Here is a 21174-nt window from a genome sequence, read left to right on the forward strand (position 1 = left end):
CGTGACGCGCGCCCTTCGCTGGAAGCCGATCGCCCTGCAGGTGGCGCTGCTCGCCCTGGTCGCGGGCCTCGTCTGGCTGGCGGCCGATACGGCGCTGGGGAACATGCGCGCGCGGGGCCTGGCGAGCGGTTTCGCCTTCCTGCACCGCCCCGCCGGCTTCGACATCGCCCAGACCTTGATCCCTTATGCGCCCACCGATCCCCACACCCGCGTCTTCCTGGTGGGCGCGCTCAACACGCTGGCCGTGGCCGGCGCCGGAATCGTGCTGGCGACCCTCGTCGGCCTGATCGCCGGGCTGGGTCGGCGCGCCCGATCGGTGGCGGTCCGCACCGTGGCGACGGGCTACGTCGAGGCGGCGCGCAACACGCCCCTGCCGATCCAGCTGCTGGTCTGGTACAGCCTGGTGACGGCCGCGCCGCCGCCGCGGGCGGCGATCTCGCTCGGCGGCTTCGGCTATCTGAGCAATCGCGGGCTCTATCTGCCCGCCCCGGTCTGGGAGATTCCCGCCGCCGCGGCGATGCTCGGCCTCACCGCCATCGCCGCCGCCGCCATCTGGGCCTGGTTCGCCTTGCGCAGGCGGCGCGGCGCCGTCCCCGCCGTCGCCGCGCCAGTGGCTGGCGCCGCCGCTGCAGCCCTCTTCCTGGCGGCCTTCGTATCCGGGATCAGCCTGCCGCGCCCGGAGGGCTTCGGCTTCGCCGGCGGTTTCGAGGTCTCGCCGCCGCTGTTCACACTGCTGGTCGCGCTTACGGTCTATACCGGCGGCTACATCGCCGAGGTGGTTCGAGGCGGCCTCGACGCGGTCGGCGCCGGACAGTCCGAGGCGGCCAGGGCGCTGGGTCTGAGCGACGCTCAGGCGTTCCGCCTGGTCGCCTTGCCCCAGGCCTGGCGGATCATGGCTCCGCCGCTCGTAAGCCAATATCTCAACCTGCTGAAGAACTCGTCGCTGGCCGTGGTGGTGGGTTATCCCGACCTGGTCGCCACCTTCGGCGGCACCAGCCTCAACCAGACGGGCCAGGCCATCGAGACGCTGGGCCTGGTGCTGCTGTTCTACGTCGCCTTGAGCGTTTCGCTCAGCGCTGCGGTCAATATCTGGAGCCGGCGCCAAGGGCGCTGGGCGAGCCGATGAGCGCCTGCTCCGCATCCCCCCGCCCGCCGCCCCGCCCGGCCTTGAGCGAACGGCTTCGGCGGCTGGTTCGCGAACGGCCCGGCGACCTGGCGGCCGCCGTCCTTCTCGCCGTGCTCCTCACCTGGATCCTGCCGCCGCTCTTCCGCTGGGCGGTGCTGGACGCGACCTTCTTCGGCGAGAGCAAGGCGGCCTGCCAGGGCGGCGGCGCCTGCTGGGCGATCGTCACCTCCCGCTGGCGGCAGGTGCTCGCCGGCTTCTATCCGGAAGGCCACCTGTGGCGCGTGGCGGTGGCGGCGCTTTGCCTCTTTGCAGGGCTGCTGCCGGCGCTCAGCCGCCGCACCATCGCTCTGACCCCCCTGGTCGCGCCCCTCGGCGTGGTCGCGGCCTTCGGCGTGATGGGCGGGGCGGGCCTCCTTCCCCGGGCGCCGAGCGACTACTGGGGCGGCTTCTTCCTCAACTTCCTGATCGGCGTGGCGGCCTCGGTGTTCGCCCTGCCGATCGGCATCGCCCTCGCGCTCGGACGGCTGTCCCGGTTGCCGGTGGTGAAGGGCCTGTCGGTCGCCTTCATCGAGCTTGTCCGCGGCGCGCCGTTGATCGTCCTGCTGTTTGCGGCGGCGGTCGTTGCGCCCCTGTTCACCCCGCAGGGCGTCACCTTCGACAAGCTGACGCGGGCGATGATCGTGATCACGCTGTTCGAGGCGGCCTACATGGCCGAAGCCGTGCGCGGCGGCCTGCTGGGCGTGCCGGCGGGGCAGGCGGAGGCCGCGCGCGCGCTGGGATTGGATCCCGTCCGCGCCTTCGCGCTGGTGGTGGCGCCCCAGGCCCTGCGGATCGCCACGCCCGCCCTGGTCAACAGCTTCATCGGCCTCTTCAAGGATACCTCGCTCATCTATGTGATCGGGATCCTCGATGTGACCGGCGTCCTGCGGAACGCCGTCACCGACTTCGCCTGGCAGGGCCTGGAAACCGAGGCGTACGTCTTCGTCGCCGTCCTCTTCTGGATCGTCTGCTTTTCCCTGTCGCGCTGGTCGGCCGGCCTGGAGCGCCGGTCGGCCGCCCCCAAGCGGGAGCCTGCGCCGTGAGTGAGTCCTCGATCGCCATCGACATCCGCCAGCTGAACAAGTGGTTCGGCCAGCACCACGTGCTGCGCGACGTCGATCTCCAGGTCCGGGCGGGCGAACGCGTGGTGGTCCTCGGGCCCTCGGGATCGGGCAAGTCGACCCTGATCCGCTGCGTCAATGGGCTCGAGACCTTCGAGGAGGGCGAACTCGTGGTCTGCGGGCGGCCTGTCGACGCCCGCGGCCGGCGCGGGCGTTCGGAGCGCCAGGTCACCGGCATGGTGTTCCAGTCCTTCAACCTGTTCCCGCACCTGACCGTGCTCGACAACTGCACCCTGGCGCCGGTGCACGTGGCGCGCCGGCCGCGGGCCGAGGCCGAAGCCGAGGCGATGGCGCTGCTGGAGCGGGTGCGGATCGCCGATCAGGCGCGGAAGTTCCCCGCCCAGCTGTCCGGCGGCCAGCAGCAGCGGGCCGCGATCGCTCGCGCGCTGGCCATGCGCCCGGAGGTCATGCTGTTCGACGAGCCGACCTCGGCCCTGGATCCGGAGATGGTCGGCGAGGTGCTCGACGTCATGACAGGGCTCGCCGACACTGGCATGACCATGGTGGTGGTGACCCACGAGATGGGCTTCGCGCGCGACGTGGCCGACCGGGTGGTGTTCATGGACCAGGGCGAGGTGGTCGAGATGGCGGACCCGGAGGCCTTCTTCACCGCGCCGCGCGAGCCCCGCGCTCGCGCCTTCGTCGGCCGCATTCGCGCGTGACTCCGATGGATCGAGCAATCCGCTGGCGGGCCTCCCGCTTCCCTGGCAACCTCAGGATGCGCGCCCGCTGGGGCGCAATTCCGGGAGGTCGGCATGGGCCGTAAGAGCGCGACGCCGGACGACGCCCTGGAGGCCGCCGTCGCCTGGCTGCTCCGATTGCGCGACGACCGCAGCGAAACGACGATGGCGGCGTTCGAGGCCTGGCGCTCCGGCGGGGAAGGCCGCGCCCAGGCGTGGGAGGAGGCGATCCGTGCCTGGGACCTGGCCGCCGCCGCCCTGCTCAGTCCCGAACTCCCCCATGAGACGCCAGGCGATCGAGGCCGCCGCGCAGATCCCGGATCAGGTCCGCCGGCGTCTCCAACCCGATGTGCAGGCGAAGGAGCGGTCCCTCGCGCGCAGGGTCGCAGACCCGCGCCGCCAGCTGAGGATCGCAAGGCAGGGCCAGGCTCTCGAAGCCCCCCCACGAATAGCCCAGGCCGAAAAGCATGAGCCCTTCGACCATCGCCTTCACCGCGCCCTCGCTCGCCGGTTCGAGGATCACGCCGAACAGGCCGCACATGCCGGTGAAGTCGCGCTTCCAGAGCTCGTGACCCCGCGCGCCGGGCAGGCCGGGGCACAAGACCTCCGCGACCTCGGGCTGATCCTGCAGCCAACGGGCCACCTGCAGCGCCGAGGCGCCGTGATGGGCCAGGCGCGAGTGCAGGGTGCGCAGCCCCCGCAGGGCCAGATAGGCGTCATCCGGCGAGACGGCCCAGCCGACTTCGTAGCTGCTGCGCGCCAGGAGTTCGGCCGCCGGGCCCCGCACCGCGGCGGAACCCATGAACACGTCGGAGTGGCCGCACACGTATTTTGTCAGGGCCTGGATGCTGATGTCGACGCCGTGGTCCAGGGGCTTGAAGAGCACGCCTGAGGCCCAGGTGTTGTCCACCACGGTGACGAGATCGTGGGCCTGGGCCATGGCGGCGATGGCCGGCACGTCCTGAATCTCGAAGGTGAGGGAGGCGGGCGATTCCATGTAGACCAGCCGCGTGTTCGGCTGGATCAGCTGGGCGATCTCCTCGGCGCTGGCGCAGGCGGGGTAATAGGTGGCGCCGACGCCGAAGCGCCGAAGGGTCCCCTCGATGAACCGGCGCGTCGGATTGTAGGCGGCGTCGGTGACGAGGATGTGGTCGCCGGCGGCGGTCAGCGCCTGCAGCACGCCGGTGATCGCCGAGAGCCCGGAAGGATAGAGGAAGGTGCGCTCGGCGTGCTCCAGATCCGAAAGGGCCTCGCAGAGCGCCTGATGGGTCGCAAGCCCGCCGCGCCCGTAGGTCGTGCGGGAGGTGTCGTAGAGCGCCTCGGCTGTGGGCAGCAGGACGGTCGAGCCACGCTGGACGACCGGGCTGGGGGTTCGAAGCAGCCCGGCGGGCGCCGCGCCGTTGTGCAGCGCGCGGGTGGTTTCGCAAAATCCGGAGAGATCGTTCATCTGGGACTCGAAAGGGGCGTCAGCTGGCCAGCGCCGGCGGTTGCGCGGCGCGGACGGATTCGGAGAGCGCGCGAAGCGCCCGGCTCAGGTGCTTTTCGACGGCGCTTGTGGAGATGCCGTGGCGGGCGGCCGCTTCCTTCAGGCTCGCCCCCTCGATCCGGACCGCCAGCAGGATCTGACGGGTGCGTTCCGGCAGGCGGGCCAGCACCTCCTGCGCCATCCGGATCTCGTCGCGGGCGAGGACGAAGCGGTCGGGCGAAAGCTCGTCGTGGGGCAGGCGGGCTTCGCCCAGTTCGCAGTGGAACGGGACGCAACGGCTGCGTTCCTGACGGTGCCGGTCGATCAGGGTCGCCTGGGCGACCTGGTAGAGATAGCGGCGGGGGAACTCCACGGCGCCGGCGTCGCCGCGGCGCACCAGGCGGACCAGTATGTCCTGCACGACGTCGTCGATTTCGGCCGGCGGCAGGCGCTTGCGAAGGTAGCCGCGCAGCTCGGGCATGTAGGGCCAGAGCATGGCGATGACCTGGTTGCCGCGCCCGGGTTCCTCCGCCTGCGTGAGCCCGGTCATGGCCGAGACTCCGCCCCGATGCGCTGGACCTGCTTCAGGTCTGATGCGGCTTCGAATCCCACGCTGCGCTCCCCGTTGCCGCCATCAATCTGTCATGAAGGCGGGTGGGGAATCCTCACCGAATTTTGGCCAAAATCGCTTCTATTTGGGATGTTCATCCACACAAAGTGGAAAATCTCGAACCTCATGAGCGACATCTCGCCCGGTTGGTGATTTAATCGACCGGTGGTCGGCCGGCGAGGCGGCGCGCGCTCGTATCGCCCGACCTCAAGTCCATCAGGTCCTCGGCGTCGACGCGCCCGTCAATCGGCGGACTTCGGATCGGGGAGCGGCAGGGCGGTGGTGTGCTTGAGCTCCTGCATGGCGAAGGCGGAGCTCACGTCCGTCAGCCGGACCTTCGAAACCAGGCGCTTATAGACTCCGTCATAGGCGGCGATGCTGGCGACCTGCACCTTCAGCAGATAGTCGGTCTCGCCACTCATCCGATAGAATTCGACGACCTCGGGGATGGCGTCGACGGCTGCGGAGAACTGAGCGGCCCACGCCTCGCTGTGCTCGGCGGCGCGGACGCTGACGAAGACGGTCACGCCGACGCCCAGGGCTTCGGCGTCGAGCAGGGCGACGCGGCGCTTGATGACCCCTTCGTCCTCGAGCCGCTTTATCCGCCGCCAGCAGGCGTTCGTGGAAAGGTTCACGCGCTCGGCCACGGCCGCCACCGAAAGCGAGCCGTCGTCCTGAAGCACGGCCAGGATGCGGATGTCCGCCGCGTCGAGATCTGCCGGCCGCTTCATGCGATTTCTCCCTGTTCATCGGCGCGTGCGGGCTGGCCGGCCGGCCCGGGGCGTCGTCACCTCATAGGCCGTCCCGATCGCCGTCGTCCATGCGCCCCTTACGGCGAGCAGGCTTGGGCATCGCCCATGGCGGGCGGCGGACTGCTGCGCGATTGGGCGCTCGACGCCCGATTTCGCAGCAATTTTGGCGCGGCGGGGTGAGGGGATCGGCGGCGCCTCCGTCTTAGCCCTAACCCTTCGGCGGCGACGGCCGGTTCGCCCGCGTCTCGCCGCCCCCTGCCAGGATCGCTTCTTGCTGCACCCGTTTCCGCCCGTCCCGACCCGTCATCCTTCCGCGCTCTCCGGCGTTTCGAAGGAAGCGCGAGGCGGCGACCGCATCGCGGCGTTGGCCCGCCTGATCGGCCGCACGCCGCTCGTCGCCCTGGCGCTGCGTGCGAAGGGGCGGCGCATCAGGGTCTACGCCAAGCTCGAGGCCTACAACCTCACCGGCAGCATCAAGGACCGCATGGCGATGAACATCCTCGCCCGCGCCTATGCCCGCGGCGAACTGGTTCCCGGTCAGGAGATCGTCGAGGCGACCAGCGGCAACGCCGGGATCGCCCTGGCGGCGATCGGGCGGGCGCTGGGCCATCCGGTCACCATCTTCATGCCCGACTGGATGAGCGCCGAGCGGCGGGCGCTGCTGGCCAGCCACGGCGCGCAGATCCGCCTGGTGTCCCACGAGGACGGGGGCTTTCTCGGATCGATCGCCCGCGCCGAGCGCCACGCGGCCGAGGCCGGCGCGTTTCTTTCGCGGCAGTTCTCCAATCCGGACAATTGGCGCGCCCACTACGAAGGGACGGCGCCCGAACTGCTGACCCAGATGGCCGTCGCCGGGGCGACGCCGGACGCCTTCGTCGCCGGGGTGGGAACCGGAGGGACGGTCATGGGTCACGCCCGCTACTTCCGGGATCAAGGTCTGGCGGTCGCCGTCCATCCGGTGGAGCCGGCCGAGTCGCCGACCCTGTCGACGGGCTTCAAGGTAGGGCGTCACCGCATACAGGGCGTGTCGGACGAGTTCATTCCGGATATCGTCAAGCTGGACGAACTGGCGTCGGTCGTGGCCGTGCCCGACGGCGACGCCATCCTCATGGCGCAGCGGCTCGCCTCGTCGCTGGGTCTCGGCGTCGGGATTTCCAGCGGCGCGAATCTCGTGGCCGCCGTGAAGGTGGCCCTGGCGCGAGACGGCGAGCCGGTCGTGGCGACGGTGTTCTGCGACAACAGCGCCCGCTATCTCTCCACGGACCTGGCGCGCGAGGAGCCGGCGCGTCCGGACTATCTCGCCCCGGGCATAGAGTTCGAGCACCTGCAGGTCTTCTGAGCCCGCCTGCGATTCTCGTCTCGTTGGACATGAGGGTTTCGGGGCAGGTTCCGTCACTGTTGGGTCGGGAACCACGCCGCCGGTGAGCGGCGGGCGCGGCGTCGGGAGCTTCGAATGATCATCGAGACGAATCTCAGGCGCACGGCGGGCGCCGTCCTGGCGGCGGCCGCCGTGATCGCCGGCCCGTCTTACGCGCGGGACTTCGCGTTCGTTCGCGAGCCCGCGCCCGAGCTGGAAAAGCCTGGCGCGCTGGCCAACGCCTGGGGCGACTATGACGGCGACGGGTGGTTGGACCTAGCCGTCGGCTTCAAGGACGGCCAGGTCATACTGATGCGGAACCTCGGCGGCCGGTTCGTTTCCGGGCCGATCCTTGACGCCGGCGGGCCCGACGCACGCGCGCTCGCCTGGGGCGACTACGACGGCGACGGCCGCCTGGACCTTTATGTCGGCACGTCGGCCAATCCGCGCCATCGCAACCGGCTCTTCCGCAACGAGGGGGCAGGGCGCTTCGCCGAGGTGGGCCAGGAACTCGGCGTCGCGCCGCCGGAGGCGAGCACGCGGCAGGTCGCCTGGATCGATTTCGACAACGATGGCGACCTCGACCTCTTCGTCGCCCAGCGGGCCGGCGCCAACCAGCTGTTCCGCAACGACGGCGGCCGGTTCGTCGACATCGCGCCCAGCCTGGGCCTCGCCGATCCGCGCAAGAGCGTCGGCGCCTGCTGGTTCGACTTCGACCAGGACGGCGATCTCGACCTCTTCGTCGCCAACCAGGCCGGCGACCGCGACGGCTTCTTCCGCAACGACGGCGAGCGCTTCGTCGATGTGGCGGAGGAACTCGGCCTCACGCCTCTGGACCGCCCCGCGACCGAGGGCTCCGTCGGCTGCGCCGTCGCCGATTACGACAACGACGGGCGCTTGGATCTCTTCGTCGCCGCCTATGGGCCGAACCGGCTGCACCGGAACCGGGGCGACGGGACCTTCGAAGAGGTCGCCGGCGGCGCGGGCATCGTGGGAGACGAGCATCACGTCGCCGGGGCCTTCGCCGACATCGACCACGACGGCTGGCAGGATCTCTATGTCACGACCTTCCGTACGCCGGATCCGGCGCTTGCGGACCTGCTGTACCGGAATCTCGGCGGGCGGTTCGACAGCGCCCTGCCGGAGGCGCTCGCCGCGCCCGGCGCCGATCACGGCGTGCAGTGGGCCGACTTCGACGGAGACGGGGCGCTCGACCTCGCCTTGACCCACAACGACAACCAGGTCGGCGGCGCCCGGATCTACCGCAACGTCTCGTCGGGCGCGCGCGAGCGTCGTTCGCTCCGCATCGCGCCCCTGGACGCCTCGGGGCGCAGCCTTGCACCGGGCGCGGAGGTGCGGGTGTTCGGCGCCGACGGGCGCCTGCTGGGCGCGCGGATCGTCGACACCGGCGGCGGCTACAACTCCCAGAGCGCTTCGCCCGTGCACCTCGCCGTCGGCGACGCCTCTGCGGTGACCGTGGAGGCGACCTATCTGACCGCGGCCGGCCGCCGGGTGGTGCGGCGGACGATCGACCCGCAGGAATTCGCCGGATCGGTGCTCCAGATCCGCGCCCCAGCGCCCTGACACCCGCCCAACTCGAACCCGGTGGTTTCCATGCCCGCTCCCAAGTTCCGAACCTCCTCTCAGGCCCGCATCGCGCTTGTGGCCCTGGCGTTTGCGGCCGCCACGGCGGCCCAGGCGCAAACCCCGATGAACACGCGTGACGACGTGCTCCCGCGCACCGTCGCCACCACCGACGATCCCCAGCGCATTCCCAGGCGTCCCGGTCCCGCCGCGGGCGCGCAGACCGTGCTGACCGGCGGCCGGGTCTTCGACGCGGTCAGTACGGCCGCCTATCCCGCGACGGTGGTGCTGGAGGGGCGGACGATCAAGGCGATCCTCCCGCCCGGCCGGGTGGAATGGACCCCCGACGCGGTCGTCATCGACGTCTCCGGCAAGACGGTCATGCCGGGGCTGATCGACATGCACGTGCACATGACCTACCCCGATCCCGACACCCCCATCGACGAGCAGGACACCGAAGGCGACGGCGTGCTGCGCGGCGCACGGAACCTGCGCTGGTTCCTGGAGTCGGGCTTCACCTCGGTGCGCGATCTTGGGGGCGTTCTCGACGCGCCCTTCCAGCTCAGCCGCTGGAGCGCCGCCAATCGCCTGCCGGCGCCGCGGGTGTTCGCGGCCGGCCACATCATCACCGGGACTGGCGGCCACGCGACGGAAAGGCCCATCACCCCCAATCACGGGCCGGCCTATCAGTGGGAGCGGAATGGTGCGGACGCCTGGCGCGCCGCGGTTCGCGAGGCCTTCAAGCAAGGCGCCGGCGTCATCAAGGTGGCCAGCCACTTCTCGCCGGCGGAGATCGAGGCGGCGGTGGACGAGGCGCATACCCTCGGCCTGCCCGTGACCTGCGACTGCGAGACCCTCTATGTCGAGCGCGCCGTTGCGGCGGGCGTCGACATGATCGAGCACCCCTTGCCTCGGTCCGACCGGGCCGTGGCGCTGATGGCGAAGATGAAGACCGCCTCGGTGCCGACGCTGCAGGTCTATCAGAACGTGCTCGACACGGCCGGCGGCTTCTACGGCTCGACCTCGCGGCGCTTCACCATGACCAGCCAGTCCAATTTCGACATGTTCAAGAAGCTGAAAGCGGCCGGCGTGACCATGGGGGTGGGGACCGACACCATCGGCCGGGTCAATCAGATGATCCCGAACCCCTACATCGCCGAGCTGAAGTGGTTCGTGAAGGGCGGCTACACGGTGCCGGAGGCCCTGATCGCCGCCACCCGCACCAATGCGCGGCTCCTGGCGATGGGCGACAAGCTGGGAACGCTGGAGCCGGGGAAGCTCGCCGACCTCATCGTGGTGGACGGTCGGCCCGACGAGTCGCTCGACGATCTCGCCAGGATCGACAAGGTCTTCAAGGACGGCCAGATGTGGGTTTCCGGCGGCCAGGTGGTCGTCCCGCGCCACGTTTCGGCTCCGCTGGCCAAGCCGTCGCCGCCCGAAGAGACGCGGTGAGCGGCCCGCGAAGCATCGTCGATCCCCCGTCGCGCGAGCAAAACTCCGTTCACGAAGAGAAATCCCGATTGGGCGGTGTGGAGATCGCGCGGCTATCCGTCTCTTAAGGCTGTGCGGGCGGGGGCGCTTCGCGGAAACCGAGTTCGGCTCCGGGTTGTCCCTCCCCAACCTGCCAAGCGTCCCTGTCCCGTCACATCCTTCTGGACCCGAACCCCGCCATGACCTCCCGATCGCTGCTTCTGTCCACCACTCTTCTTGGGGCGGCCCTGGCGGCGCCCGCCTTCGCCCAACCCGCCGACGAAGTCGCCGAGGTGGTGGTGACCGGCAGCCGCGGCCAGGCGCGCACCGTCGTCTCCAGCCCCGCGCCCATCGACGTGATCGGCGCCGAGCAGATCGAGAAGATGGGCGGCGCCACACCCCTGCGCGACGTGCTGACCCAGCTTATCCCCTCCTTCCAGGCCCAGACCGTGGGATCCTCGTCCTGGGACAGCATCGCGCGCCCCGCGGGCCTGAGGGGGCTCGGCGGCGTCCACGTCCTGGTCCTGGTGGACGGCAAGCGTCGCCACAACAGCTCGCTGATCAATCTCAACACCGGCAACCTGTCCAACGGCGGCAATCCGGTGGATCTCGACCTGATCCCCGCCAGCGCCATCTCGCGCATCGAGGTGCTGCGCGACGGCGCGGCCGCCCAGTACGGCTCCGACGCCATCGCCGGCGTCATCAATGTGATCCTGCGCAAGGACAGCGAGGGCGGGCGATTCAACCTCAACGCTGGCCAGCGCTACGCCTATAACGGCGTCACCGACGGCGAGACCGTGCAGGCCGACCTCTTTCACGGCCTGGCCCTGGGCGACGACGGCTTCCTGACCGTGGCGCTCGAAGCCAAGCGGCAGAACGACACCCTGCGGGGCGTGAACACGACCGGCCAGCTCTACTTCAACCTGCCGAACGGCTCGCCCGATCCGCGCGAGGCCGCGGCCAACCGCTACCAGCTCTATCGCGGAGGGCTGCCGAAGACCAAGGCCGCCACCCTGTCGCTCAACGCCGGCAAGCCGCTCGGCGGGTTTGACCTCTATGGCTCCGGCACGATCGGCTTCCGCGAGGCGGTGGTGGGGCAGGGCTTCCGCCGGCCCAACAGCAACCAGAACCTGATCCAGATCTATCCCGACGGCTTTGCGCCCAACTACACCCTGGACGAGACCGACTTCCAGGCGACGGCGGGTCTTCGGTGGGAATCGCGGGGCTGGGACATGGACCTCAGCACCACCTTCGGCCGCAACGAGGTGGACCACGGCTCGACCAACACCCTCAACGCCTCGCTGGGTCCGACGAGCCCCACCAGCTTCCACACCTTCACCTCCCGGTTCGAGCAGTGGACCACCAATCTCGACGTCAGCCGGATGGTCCAGGTGCTGGGCGAGCGGCCGCTGACCGTCGCCGCCGGCGCGGAGTACCGGTGGGAGCGGTATCGCACCGAGGCCGGCGACCCGCTGGCCTACGCCGCTGGCGGCTATGTCTATCCGGCCGGCTACGGCAATCTAGCCGGGCGGGCCGCCAGCGTCGGCGCGCAAGGGGCGGTGACGCTCACCCCGGCCGACGAGGCCGACATCTCCCGCGCCAACTATGCGGCCTATGTGGACTTCGGCCTCGACGTCACCGACAGGCTCTTCCTGGCTGCGGCCGGGCGCTACGAACAGTACGACGACTCAGCCGGAGAGGTGCTGAGCGGCAAGATTTCGGCCCGCTACGAAGTCAACGACGCGATCGCGGTGCGGGCGACCGTCAGCAACGGCTTCCGCGCGCCTTCGCTCTCGCAGCAGGGCTACGCCCAGACCTCCAACCAGGCCAACATCGTCAACGGCGTCTTCACCTTCGTGGAGTCGAAGACCGTGCGGCCCGACTCCCCAGTCGGCCAGGCGCTGGGAGCCCGGCCGCTGGAACCGGAAACCTCCACGAACTACAGCGTCGGCCTGGCGCTCACGCCCCTGGCCGGGCTCTCGGTGACGGTCGACGCCTACCGGATCGAACTGCGCGACCGGATCGCGCTCACCGGCCTGCTGTCCGGCTCGGGCGTGGCGGCCGTCCTCACCCGCAACGGCCTGCCGTCCAACCTGTCGGTTCGCTACTTCGCCAACGCCATCGACACCAATACGACGGGCGTCGACGTGGTCGGGTCCTACGCCCACAATCTCGACGACTGGGGCCGGCTTCGGTTCACTCTGGGCTTCAACTGGAACAAGACGCGGATCGACAGCATAGCCGCCAATCCCGCCGAACTGGCTGGCCTTGGCCTTACGCTTTTCGACCGGCAGCAGCAGGGCGCCGTGACGCTCTCGACCCCGCGCACCAAGCTGCTGCTCGGCGCGGAATGGACCTATGACCGCTGGCGCGTGAACCTGCGCGAGAGCCGGTACGGCGAGTTCGACAACATCAACAACAATCCGGCCTTCGACCAGCACTACGGCGCCAAGTGGGTGACCGATCTGGAGGTGGGCTACGAAGTCAATGAACGCGTGGCCTTGGCGGTGGGTGCGAACAACTTGTTCGACATCTATCCGGACCGCAACACCGTGCCCGACACCAACGGATTTGCGCCCTTCGGAGCCAATTCCCCGTTCGGCGTCTATGGAGGCTATTACTACGGCCGCGTCACGGTGAACTTCTAGCGCCAGGACCAGAGGCGTTCGGCGGAGCCGATGAGGCGGCTTCGCCGAAGCCTCGATTCGAGCGCTAAGCGATCGCCGCGGCCGTCGTGGTCCGCTGGCGGCGCAGGGCCGCGCCGGCCAGGCCGAAGCCGGCGATCAGGAGCGCCCAGGTGGAGGGTTCGGGAACCGCCCCGCCGCCGGTGAAGTAGAGCACCGCGGACGATCCGCCTTTCAGATCCAGGGTGAAGGTGTCGAGATTGTCGGCGGTCAGCCTGAAGAAGGCCGTGCCTTCGAAGCCGCCCTGGCCGCCCTTGCCCTTGTGCACGCCGATCCAGGTGTCGCCGTTCAGCAGGGCGGCGAAGTCGTAGACGCCGTTCACCGGATTGATCTTGGTGGCGTCGACCACCGACCAGACGCCGTCCCAGGTGAAGCCGATGAGCGCCAGCCCGTCCTTCTGCGCTTGGATATTGGCGGCGTTGAGCAGGTTGCCCTGGTACCAGCCGCTGCAGGCGACCGCATCGGGGCTGATGTCGGCCGGGCTGCAGGCGCCGACGACGGTCGCGGCCGATGCAGAGCCGGCCGAAGCGGTGAGGAGGGCGGCGGCGGCGAGCGCCGATTTGAGCCAGACCTTCATGTCATTCCCCGTGGTTCAAAATGCGACGGCGAGGCGCCGGCTTGCGACGCCACGTGCAACCGGCGCGCCAACGGGACGCTCAGGCGGAGCGTCGGGGCGGCAGGCAACCTTTTCGGCGACGCTGCGTCTTGAAACGTGAGGGACGGCGCAATCTGCCGAGACGAGTCGAGATTCCATGTTGCATCGCCGCCGCTTTCTCGTTGCGGCTTCGAGTTCTTCGCTGACCCTCGCCTTGAGCGCGTGCGATATCCCGCTGCGTGCGGGGGAGGGCGCCGATACCGGCCAAGCCCGGCTGCGCCGCTCCGATCGGAAGGCCCTGCGGACCGCGCTTGCAGAAGCGCCCAGCCATGGCTTCGCGCCCGGCGCGTTTGGCGAGCAGCGGATCGACGAGCTCAGCGGGCCGGAGGCCGACGCCGGCTTGCGCGCTGCGATCCTCGCTTACGCCGGAGCGATGCGCGGCCACGCCCTTACGGGCGATCAGCGGCGCAAGGACTGGGCGATGCGCCCGGCGCCTTTCGACGCCGAGGCGGAGTTCCGGGCCGCGGTTCAGGAGCGGCGGGTTGACGCCTGGCTTCAGGGCCTGGCCCCGCAAGCGCCGGAATATGAAGCCTTGCGCGTGGCCTATGGCGACTACCTGAAGATCGCCCAATCGGGCGGTTGGCCAAGCGTCCCGGCGGGTGCGTCGTTCCGCGCCGGCGCCGGCGGCCCGCATGTTCGGGCGCTTCGTGAGCGGCTTGCGGCGGAGGGCGATCTGGCTTGGTCCGAGCCGGACGCGCCGTTCGATCCGGCGCTGGGGCAAGCGGTCCTGGCCTTCCAAGCCCGCCACGGACTTCGCGCCACCGGTGCGGTGGACGCCGAAACCTTGAAGGCGCTCAACGTCTCTCCGGCGGCGCGTGCAGCCCAGATTCGGGCGAACCTGGAGCGCTGGCGTTGGGCGCCGCGCGAGCCTTCGCCGGATCGGGTGGAGGTGAACGCCGCAGCAGGCCTCATGGTTCTCCATCAGAATGGCCAAGCGTCGATGCGGATGCTGGCGGCGGCGGGAAAGCCCGGAGACGAAACGCCGATCCTGGTTTCGGACATCGACCATGTGGTGCTGAACCCGCCCTGGAACGTACCCGACTCCATCGCCGAGGCCGAGCTCCTCCCAAAGGAGGCGCAGAACCCCGGCTACCTCGCCCGGGAAGGTTTCATCTTAGATCCCCCGGGCCTGGGCCTTCGCCTCCAGCAGAAGCCCGGGCCCAAGAACGCTCTGGGCCGGGTCAAATTCCAGTTCGACAACCCGTTCGCCGTCTATCTCCACGACACGCCGGCCAAAGCCGCCTTCTCACGCCCGCAGCGCACCGTCAGCCACGGCTGCGTCCGCCTGGAACGAGCGGTCGATCTCGCCAAGGTCGTGCTCGAGGCGCACGCCGGCTGGACGCCTGGTCGGGTCGACGAGGCGCTCGCCCAGGGAGACACCAGGAACGTGGCTCTTGAGCGGCCGCTGCAGGTGCTTCTGATGTACTGGACCGCGTTTCCGACGACGGGCGGCCAGGTGGCGTTTCGGCCCGACGTCTATGGGTGGGATGAAGCCGTTCTGCGGCGACTTGACGCGAAAACACCTAGCCCAGCTTGAACAGAGCCGGCCTCGGCCTCAGCTTGCGCGGCGTGCGCGCGCCTGAGCGCATGAGCGATAAGCAGGCTGATGGACTTCGCCAGACGACGAATTGTACTGGGAGCCGGCGCCGGCGTGCTGGCGGCGGCTTCCCCGAAGCTGCTCTCACCGGCGTTGGATCGCGGCGCTTCGCATGGAGCGTCCGCAGACCTGCACGCCGCGGCGGCGCCTGCCCCTGGTCCGGTCGCAGCGACAGACGTGCGCACTCTCTTCGTCGAGAGCCTGCATACGGGCGAGAGGCTTCAAGCGGCCTATTACGAGAACGGCGGCTATGTGCCCGAGGTCTTGAGGACCGCCGACGAGGTTCTTCGCGATTGGCGCACGGGCGAGACGCATCCCATCGACCCGGGCCTTTTCGACATTCTCGATGGGCTTCGGACTCGGCTCGAAGCGAGCCGACCCTTCAAGATCATCTCGGGTTATCGGTCGCCTCGAACCAACGACATGCTGAGTGCGAAGAACTCCGGGGTGGCGAAGCGCAGCCTGCACATGGACGGCAAGGCGCTGGATATCCGGATCCAGGGCGTCGATCTGCATCATCTCCACAAGGCTGCGCTCGACCTGGGCGCCGGCGGCGTCGGCTTCTATCCGGTGTCGGATTTCGTCCATGTGGACGTGGGTCGTGTGCGCCGCTGGACCGGCGCCTGACGGGCGGCATCCCCGAAAAGCGCCACCTCCCAAAAACCCGAAGTCGCACACCTTAGGCGCTCCCGCCAATAGGCGAGCCGTCAAGTCTGCGTCGCAGTGAAGATATTCACGCACGTGAGAGTGAATATTGACTCTGCGCCTGAGTCCGTTTCATCCTTCCCTCAGGCCGGCGAGCGACCGGCGTTGTCAGGGAGGGTAGACATGAGGGCGTTCCTATGGGGTTCGGCGTGCGCCGCCGCGCTCGCCGTCGCTGCACCGGCGGCGGCTCAGACGTCCGGCGGGGAGGGCGGCTCGCAAGCCGTGGAGATCGGCGAGGTGATCGTCACCGCCACCCGCCGCAGCGAGCGGCTGCAGGACGTGCCGCTCAGCGTCACCGCCTATTCGCAGGAGACGCTCACCGCCAAGGGCATCGTCGGCTATGAAGGCCTGGCGGTGGAGACCCCAGGCGTGGTCTTGAACCGGCCCAGCGCCAACTTCAACAACTTCACCGCCCGCGGCATCGCCACCAACGGCTATGGCGCGAACCTGCAGAGCACGGTGGCGGTCTATATCGACGAGCTGCCGATCTCGACGATCGGCAACACGACGGTTCTCGATCCCAACCTCTACGATGTGGAGCGGGTGGAATTCCTGCGCGGACCCCAGGGCACGCTGTTCGGCTCGGGCTCGCTGTCGGGCGCGCTGCGCATCCTGACCAAGAAGCCCGACGCAACCGCCTTCGACGCCTCGGTGCTGGTCGACTACGGCCTGACCGGCTCGGACTCGCTGCGCCAGCGCTACAACGGGATGGTCAACATCCCGCTGGTGGCCGACAAGCTCGCCGTCCGCGCCGTCGGCTTCGTGCGCGACGAGGAAGGCTATATCGACAACATCGGCACCGGTCAGGCGAACGCCAACACTCTCGACGCCTGGGGCGCCCGGGTCAGCCTGCTGTGGACGCCGACCGATCGTCTGTCGATCAAGCTCCTGGCCTCGCACGAGGACAGCCGGCCGCGCGACTCCTCGATCGTCAGCCCCAACCTTGGCCGCGACATCCGGGTGTCCGACCGGCCGGACCTCTTCCAAGGTAAGCTTCGCAGCTACAACGCCACCGTCGAGTACCAGTTCAACGGAGCTCAGCTCTTGAGCTCCTCGACTTGGTCTGAATTCGACCAGAAGTTCTTCGTGGACCTGGCGGGCACCTTCGGCCCGCTGGGCATCGCCTTCGGCCTCGATGCGCTGGCCTATATGGATACGTTCGTGCAGGAGGCGCGGCTGGCCTCCGATCCCGGCGGCAAGTGGGACTGGGTGATCGGGGGCTTCTACCTCGATCGTCGCTGGGACGTGGACTACAACTACCGCTCCCGCCCGGACTATCTGGCGCTCCGCGGCTTCACCGGCCTGCCGGACGAATATTACCAGCGCCAGCAGAACCACACGAACTCGCGAGAACTGGCCGGCTTCGGCGAGCTGACCTATCGCTTCAACGAGCAGTTCTGGGTGACCGCCGGGATGCGTTACGGCGGTTTCGAAGCCCAGTCCTTCGTCGAAGGCGGCTATACCAGCAACTATCTGGCCGCGGCGCTGAATCCCTTCTATCCCGGCCCCCTGGTCGTCACCCAGGTGGCGCCGGCCACGGGCGTGAAGGCCAAGGAGACCGGCCCCTCGTTCAAGGTCAGCGTCTCCTACAAGCCGACCCCGGCGGTGACGACCTACGCCACCGTCTCGACCGGCTTCCGCACGCCGGTGGTCAACGCTTTCGCCGGCCGCGCCAGCGTGGTGGATCCCAACGACATCATCATTCCGTTCGGGGCCGACTCCGACGACCTGACCAACTACGAGATCGGCCTCAAGGGCCGCTGGCTGAACGGCCGCCTGACCACCAACCTGGCGGCCTACTGGATCGATTGGGAAAACATCCAGGTTCAGGCCAACCGAGTGTCGGACTCGGTGCAGTTCGCCACCAACATCGGCAAGGCGGTCTCCAAGGGCCTCGAGTTCGAGATCATGGCCCTGCCGGCCGAGGGGCTGACGGTGGGCCTGAACGGCTCGATCATCGAGGCCAAGGTGACCAAGCTTTCGCCGACCGAAGCGGCGATCTCTGGGGCCGTGGAAGGCGCCCGGCTGGCGGCTCCACGGTTCCAGGGGGCGGTCTTTGTCAACTACGGCTTCGATCTGACGCCGGAGGCGAGGGCGAACCTCTCGGCCACGGTCCAGCGGGTGGGCAGCTTCCCGGGCCTGTTCCCCAACACGCCCGGCCGTCCGACCGTCCCGATGCCGACCTACGCCCACACCGAGGCCTACACCAACGTCAATGCGACGTTCGCGGTGGCCTACGACCGGCTGACCGTGGGCGCCTATGTCGAGAACCTCTTCGATAGCCGCAAGATCACCTACGTCCACCCCGAGGCGTTCCTCGCCAGCCGGTTCGCCGTCCAGCGGCCGCGCACGATCGGCGTGCGCCTGGGTTACGACTTCTAAGCCATGGCGCATCCTCCCCATGCGCTGGCCGCGGCGGGCCCTTCGGGCGCCGCTGCGGCCGCCCCGCCGGCCAAGGGCGCCTGGTGGGTGCTTTCGATCCTCTGCTTCGTCTATGTGCTGAATTTTCTGGACCGGCAGCTGCTCTCGATCCTGGCCAAGCCGATCCAGGATGAGCTTGGCGTCACCGACGGCCAACTCGGCCTCATCAGCGGGCTTTATTTCGCGCTGTTCTATTGCCTGATCTCGATCCCGGTCGGGTGGCTCGCCGACCGGACCAATCGGGTGCGGGTGCTGGCCTTCGCCTGCGGGCTCTGGAGCGCGGCCACGGTCGCCTGCGGCCTGGCGGCCAGCTATCCGCAGCTGGTCGTCGCCCGGATGACCGTGGGCGTGGGCGAGGCCGGGGGCGTGCCGCCGTCCTACGCCATCATCACCGACTATTTCCCGCCCGGCCGGCGGGGAACTGCGCTGGGCCTGTTCAATCTCGGCCCCCCGATCGGCCAGGCCCTGGGCGTGGCCTTCGGCGCGGCCCTGGCGGCGGCCTATAGCTGGCGCATGGCCTTCCTGGTGCTGGGGGCGGTGGGGATCGTCGCGGCCTTCGTGGTCATGTTCGGGGTCAAGGAGCCGGTGCGCGGCGGCCTCGACCCGGCGCCGGAGCGCAAATCTGCTGCGGAAGAGAGCGGACCTGCAGGCTTCTGGGCGACGGTGCGGATGTTCTTTTCGACGCCGGCGCTCGCGCTGGTCGCCTCGGCCGCCGCGGCGACCCAGATCGTCACCTACGGCGCGGGCAATTTCACCGTGCTGTTCCTGATGCGCGAAAAGGGCATGACGCTGGAAGACGTCTCGCTCTGGTACGCCCTGGTGGTCATCGTCGGCATGGGCGGCGGGATCTTCGTCTCCGGCCGGGTGATCGACAGGTTCACGCGCCGGACCAAAGCGGCCTACGCCTTCGTCCCGGCCCTTTCCCTCTCGCTCGCGATCCTGCCTTATCTGGCCTTCGTCTGGGCGCCGAGCTGGCCGCTGGCGCTCGCCTTCCTGCTGGGTCCGACTTTCCTCAACTACTTCTATCTCTCCTCGGCGGTGGCGCTGGTCCAGGAGGAGGTTGCGCCGGGGCAGCGCGTACTGTCGGGCGCGCTCCTGCTCCTGGTGATGAACCTCGTCGGCATGGGGGTCGGGCCGACCTTCGTGGGCGCCGTCAGCGACGCCTTCCGCGACAGCCATCCGGGCAGTTCGCTGCAGCTGGCCTTCTATGCCCTGACGCCGGTGTATGCGGTGGCCATAGGGTTGTTCCTGGCTCTGACCCGCGTGCTGCAGCGGCAGGGGGCGCGGGCATGAGGCTCTGGCTTGGGGCAGGGCTGGCGCTGGTCGCGATGCTGAGCGCCGCCGCAGCGTCGGCCCGCCCGGCGCCCGTGGTCGAGGCTCCGGCGGGAGCGGTTCGTGGGCAGGCCCTAGGCGAGGTGAACGCCTTCCGGGGCGTCCCCTACGCAGCGCCGCCGACGGGCGAGCGCCGATGGAAGCCGCCGGCGACGGCGGCGGTCTGGGCGGGGGTTCGGGACGCGACCGCCTTCGGGCCCGCCTGCCTGCAGCCGCGCACGCCGGCGACCAGCATCTACGCCAGCGAGCTGCCTCAGCTGAGCGAGGACTGCCTGACCCTCAACATCTGGACGCCCGCCAAGGCCCACGGCGCGCCGGTGATGGTCTGGATCCATGGCGGCTCGCTGACGGGGGGCTCCAGCCGCGAGGCCATGTACGACGGCGCGGCGCTGGCGCGGCGGGGGATCGTCGTGGTGTCGATCAACTATCGGCTCGGCGTGTTGGGCTGGCTGGCCCATCCCGAGCTCAGCGCGGAGTCGCCCGACGGCGTCTCCGGCAATTACGGCCTGCTCGACCAGGTCGCCGCGCTCGAATGGGTTCGGCGCAATATCGCGGCCTTCGGCGGCGACCCTGGAAACGTCACCGTGGCGGGAGAATCCGCCGGCGCGCTCAGCATCATGTACCTGATGGCTTCGCCGTCGGCGCAGGGCCTCTTCCACAAGGCGATCTTGCAGAGCGCCTATATGGTCTCGACGCCGGAGCTGAAGGAGAGGCGGTTCGGCGAGGCGCCGGCCGAGACGCGGGGGCTGCAACTGGCCGAGCGGCTGGGCGCGAATGGCCTCGCCGCCCTGCGATCCATGGATGCGGCAAGCCTGGTCGAGCACGCGCCGAAGGCCGGCTTCCAACCCTGGGGGACCATCGACGGCAAGGTGCTGCCGCGCCAGCTGGTTGAGGTGTTCGACCGTGGCGAGCAGGCGCCTGTGCCGGTGCTGGCCGGTTTCAATCAGGGCGAAATCCGCTCGCTGCGAATCCTGGCGCCGCCGAAACCGGCCAGTGCGGCCGCCTACGAACAGGCGATCCGCAGCCGCTACGGCGACCTGGCGGAGGAGTATCTGCGCCTTTACCCCGCCAGCGACCTTGCCGAGAGCATATTGGCCGCGCCACGCGACGGGCTCTACGGTTGGACCGCCGAGCGGCTGGCGGTCAGCCAGACGGCCCTGGACCAGCCGGCGTTCCTTTACTTGTTCGACCATGGCTATCCGGCCGCCCAGGCGGCGGACCTGCACGCCTTCCACGCCGCCGAGATTCCCTACGTCTTTGGAACCCACGCCAGAACCCCGCCGCTCTGGCCCAAGCCGCCGGGCTCCAGCTCCGAACGGCGGCTGACCGACGCGATCCAGGGCTACTGGACGGCCTTCGTGAAGGGCGGGGTCCCCACGGCGTCCGGCCAGCCGGCCTGGCCGTCGTACGGTGAGGGTCGGGCCTACATGGCCTTCGAAGACACGCCCCGCCCGAAACGCCGCCTGGCGCCCGGCATGTACGAACTGCACGAGGAGGTGGTCCGCCGGCGCCGCGCCAAGGGCGACACCCCCTGGAATTGGAATGTCGGCGTCGTCGCGCCGCCGCTTGAGTAACG

Annotated in this window: 16 protein-coding genes; 12 read left to right on the forward strand and 4 right to left on the reverse strand. The window is 69.4% G+C overall.

Annotated elements, in window-relative coordinates; genetic code table 11:
* Position 1 precedes the first annotated feature (1 nt).
* Genes ACK41C_RS17465 through ACK41C_RS17475 form a run of 3 tightly spaced genes read left to right on the forward strand, consistent with a single transcriptional unit; the run spans position 2 to position 2948 of the window.
* Positions 2-1126, forward strand: a complete 1125-nt coding sequence (locus tag ACK41C_RS17465) for an amino acid ABC transporter permease (RefSeq protein ID WP_409656858.1) — start codon at positions 2-4, stop codon at positions 1124-1126.
* Positions 1123-2208 carry an amino acid ABC transporter permease gene (locus ACK41C_RS17470; RefSeq protein ID WP_409656860.1) on the forward strand — a complete coding sequence of 362 codons (1086 nt, stop codon included), beginning with the start codon at positions 1123-1125 and terminating at the stop codon, positions 2206-2208. The genes ACK41C_RS17465 and ACK41C_RS17470 overlap by 4 nt, the downstream gene beginning before the upstream one ends.
* Positions 2205-2948 (forward strand): amino acid ABC transporter ATP-binding protein, encoded by a 744-nt coding sequence (locus tag ACK41C_RS17475; protein ID WP_409656862.1) that lies wholly within the window; start codon positions 2205-2207, stop codon positions 2946-2948. Before ACK41C_RS17470 ends, ACK41C_RS17475 begins: the two co-directional genes overlap by 4 nt.
* Before the next feature lie 280 nt (positions 2949-3228).
* On the opposite strand, the gene metC is transcribed toward ACK41C_RS17475, so the two are convergent.
* The 3 genes from metC to ACK41C_RS17490 all read right to left on the reverse strand — a co-directional run bounded on the left by metC (position 3229) and on the right by ACK41C_RS17490 (position 5772).
* A complete protein-coding gene (metC, locus tag ACK41C_RS17480) occupies positions 3229-4413 on the reverse strand; it encodes a cystathionine beta-lyase (RefSeq protein WP_409656864.1) in 1185 nt (394 codons plus the stop codon).
* A gap of 19 nt (positions 4414-4432) precedes the next feature.
* Positions 4433-4981: an RNA polymerase sigma factor gene (locus ACK41C_RS17485; RefSeq protein WP_409656866.1), complete on the reverse strand. Its 549-nt coding sequence runs from the start codon at positions 4979-4981 to the stop codon at positions 4433-4435.
* Positions 4982-5283: 302 nt separating this feature from the next.
* Complete coding sequence (locus ACK41C_RS17490; RefSeq protein ID WP_409656868.1) at positions 5284-5772, reverse strand: Lrp/AsnC family transcriptional regulator; 489 nt, start codon at positions 5770-5772, stop codon at positions 5284-5286.
* A gap of 292 nt (positions 5773-6064) precedes the next feature.
* Here ACK41C_RS17490 and ACK41C_RS17495 point away from each other — a divergent pair, with 292 nt between their 5' ends.
* The 4 genes from ACK41C_RS17495 (at position 6065) to ACK41C_RS17510 (ending at position 12852) form a co-directional block, all read left to right on the forward strand.
* The gene (locus tag ACK41C_RS17495) at positions 6065-7132 is read left to right on the forward strand and encodes a PLP-dependent cysteine synthase family protein (RefSeq protein ID WP_409656870.1); all 1068 of its coding nucleotides are present in this window, start codon (positions 6065-6067) and stop codon (positions 7130-7132) included.
* A 114-nt stretch (positions 7133-7246) separates the two neighbouring features.
* Positions 7247-8734, forward strand: coding sequence for a CRTAC1 family protein (locus tag ACK41C_RS17500; protein ID WP_409656872.1), 1488 nt, complete (start codon positions 7247-7249; stop codon positions 8732-8734).
* Positions 8735-8764: 30 nt separating this feature from the next.
* Positions 8765-10186, forward strand: coding sequence for an amidohydrolase family protein (locus ACK41C_RS17505; RefSeq protein ID WP_409656874.1), 1422 nt, complete (start codon positions 8765-8767; stop codon positions 10184-10186).
* 218 nt (positions 10187-10404) lie between these two features.
* Positions 10405-12852: a TonB-dependent receptor plug domain-containing protein gene (locus tag ACK41C_RS17510; protein ID WP_409656876.1), complete on the forward strand. Its 2448-nt coding sequence runs from the start codon at positions 10405-10407 to the stop codon at positions 12850-12852.
* A 64-nt stretch (positions 12853-12916) separates the two neighbouring features.
* Here ACK41C_RS17510 and ACK41C_RS17515 read toward each other — a convergent pair whose 3' ends face one another.
* Positions 12917-13465, reverse strand: a complete 549-nt coding sequence (locus ACK41C_RS17515; protein ID WP_409656878.1) for a PEPxxWA-CTERM sorting domain-containing protein — start codon at positions 13463-13465, stop codon at positions 12917-12919.
* A gap of 232 nt (positions 13466-13697) precedes the next feature.
* Between ACK41C_RS17515 and ACK41C_RS17520 the strand changes: the two genes are divergently transcribed.
* The 5 genes from ACK41C_RS17520 (at position 13698) to ACK41C_RS17540 (ending at position 21172) form a co-directional block, all read left to right on the forward strand.
* Positions 13698-15080 carry a murein L,D-transpeptidase gene (locus ACK41C_RS17520; RefSeq protein ID WP_409656879.1) on the forward strand — a complete coding sequence of 461 codons (1383 nt, stop codon included), beginning with the start codon at positions 13698-13700 and terminating at the stop codon, positions 15078-15080.
* Between the two features lie 69 nt (positions 15081-15149).
* Positions 15150-15767 carry a DUF882 domain-containing protein gene (locus tag ACK41C_RS17525; RefSeq protein ID WP_409656881.1) on the forward strand — a complete coding sequence of 206 codons (618 nt, stop codon included), beginning with the start codon at positions 15150-15152 and terminating at the stop codon, positions 15765-15767.
* A 201-nt stretch (positions 15768-15968) separates the two neighbouring features.
* Positions 15969-18227 (forward strand): TonB-dependent receptor, encoded by a 2259-nt coding sequence (locus ACK41C_RS17530; protein WP_409656883.1) that lies wholly within the window; start codon positions 15969-15971, stop codon positions 18225-18227.
* A 3-nt stretch (positions 18228-18230) separates the two neighbouring features.
* A complete protein-coding gene (locus ACK41C_RS17535) occupies positions 18231-19559 on the forward strand; it encodes a spinster family MFS transporter (protein WP_409656886.1) in 1329 nt (442 codons plus the stop codon).
* The gene (locus ACK41C_RS17540) at positions 19556-21172 is read left to right on the forward strand and encodes a carboxylesterase/lipase family protein (protein ID WP_409656889.1); all 1617 of its coding nucleotides are present in this window, start codon (positions 19556-19558) and stop codon (positions 21170-21172) included. The genes ACK41C_RS17535 and ACK41C_RS17540 overlap by 4 nt, the downstream gene beginning before the upstream one ends.
* The last annotated feature ends 2 nt before the right edge of the window (positions 21173-21174 follow it).

Source organism: Phenylobacterium sp., assembly GCF_046290725.1.
Classification (GTDB): Bacteria; Pseudomonadota; Alphaproteobacteria; order Caulobacterales; family Caulobacteraceae; genus Phenylobacterium.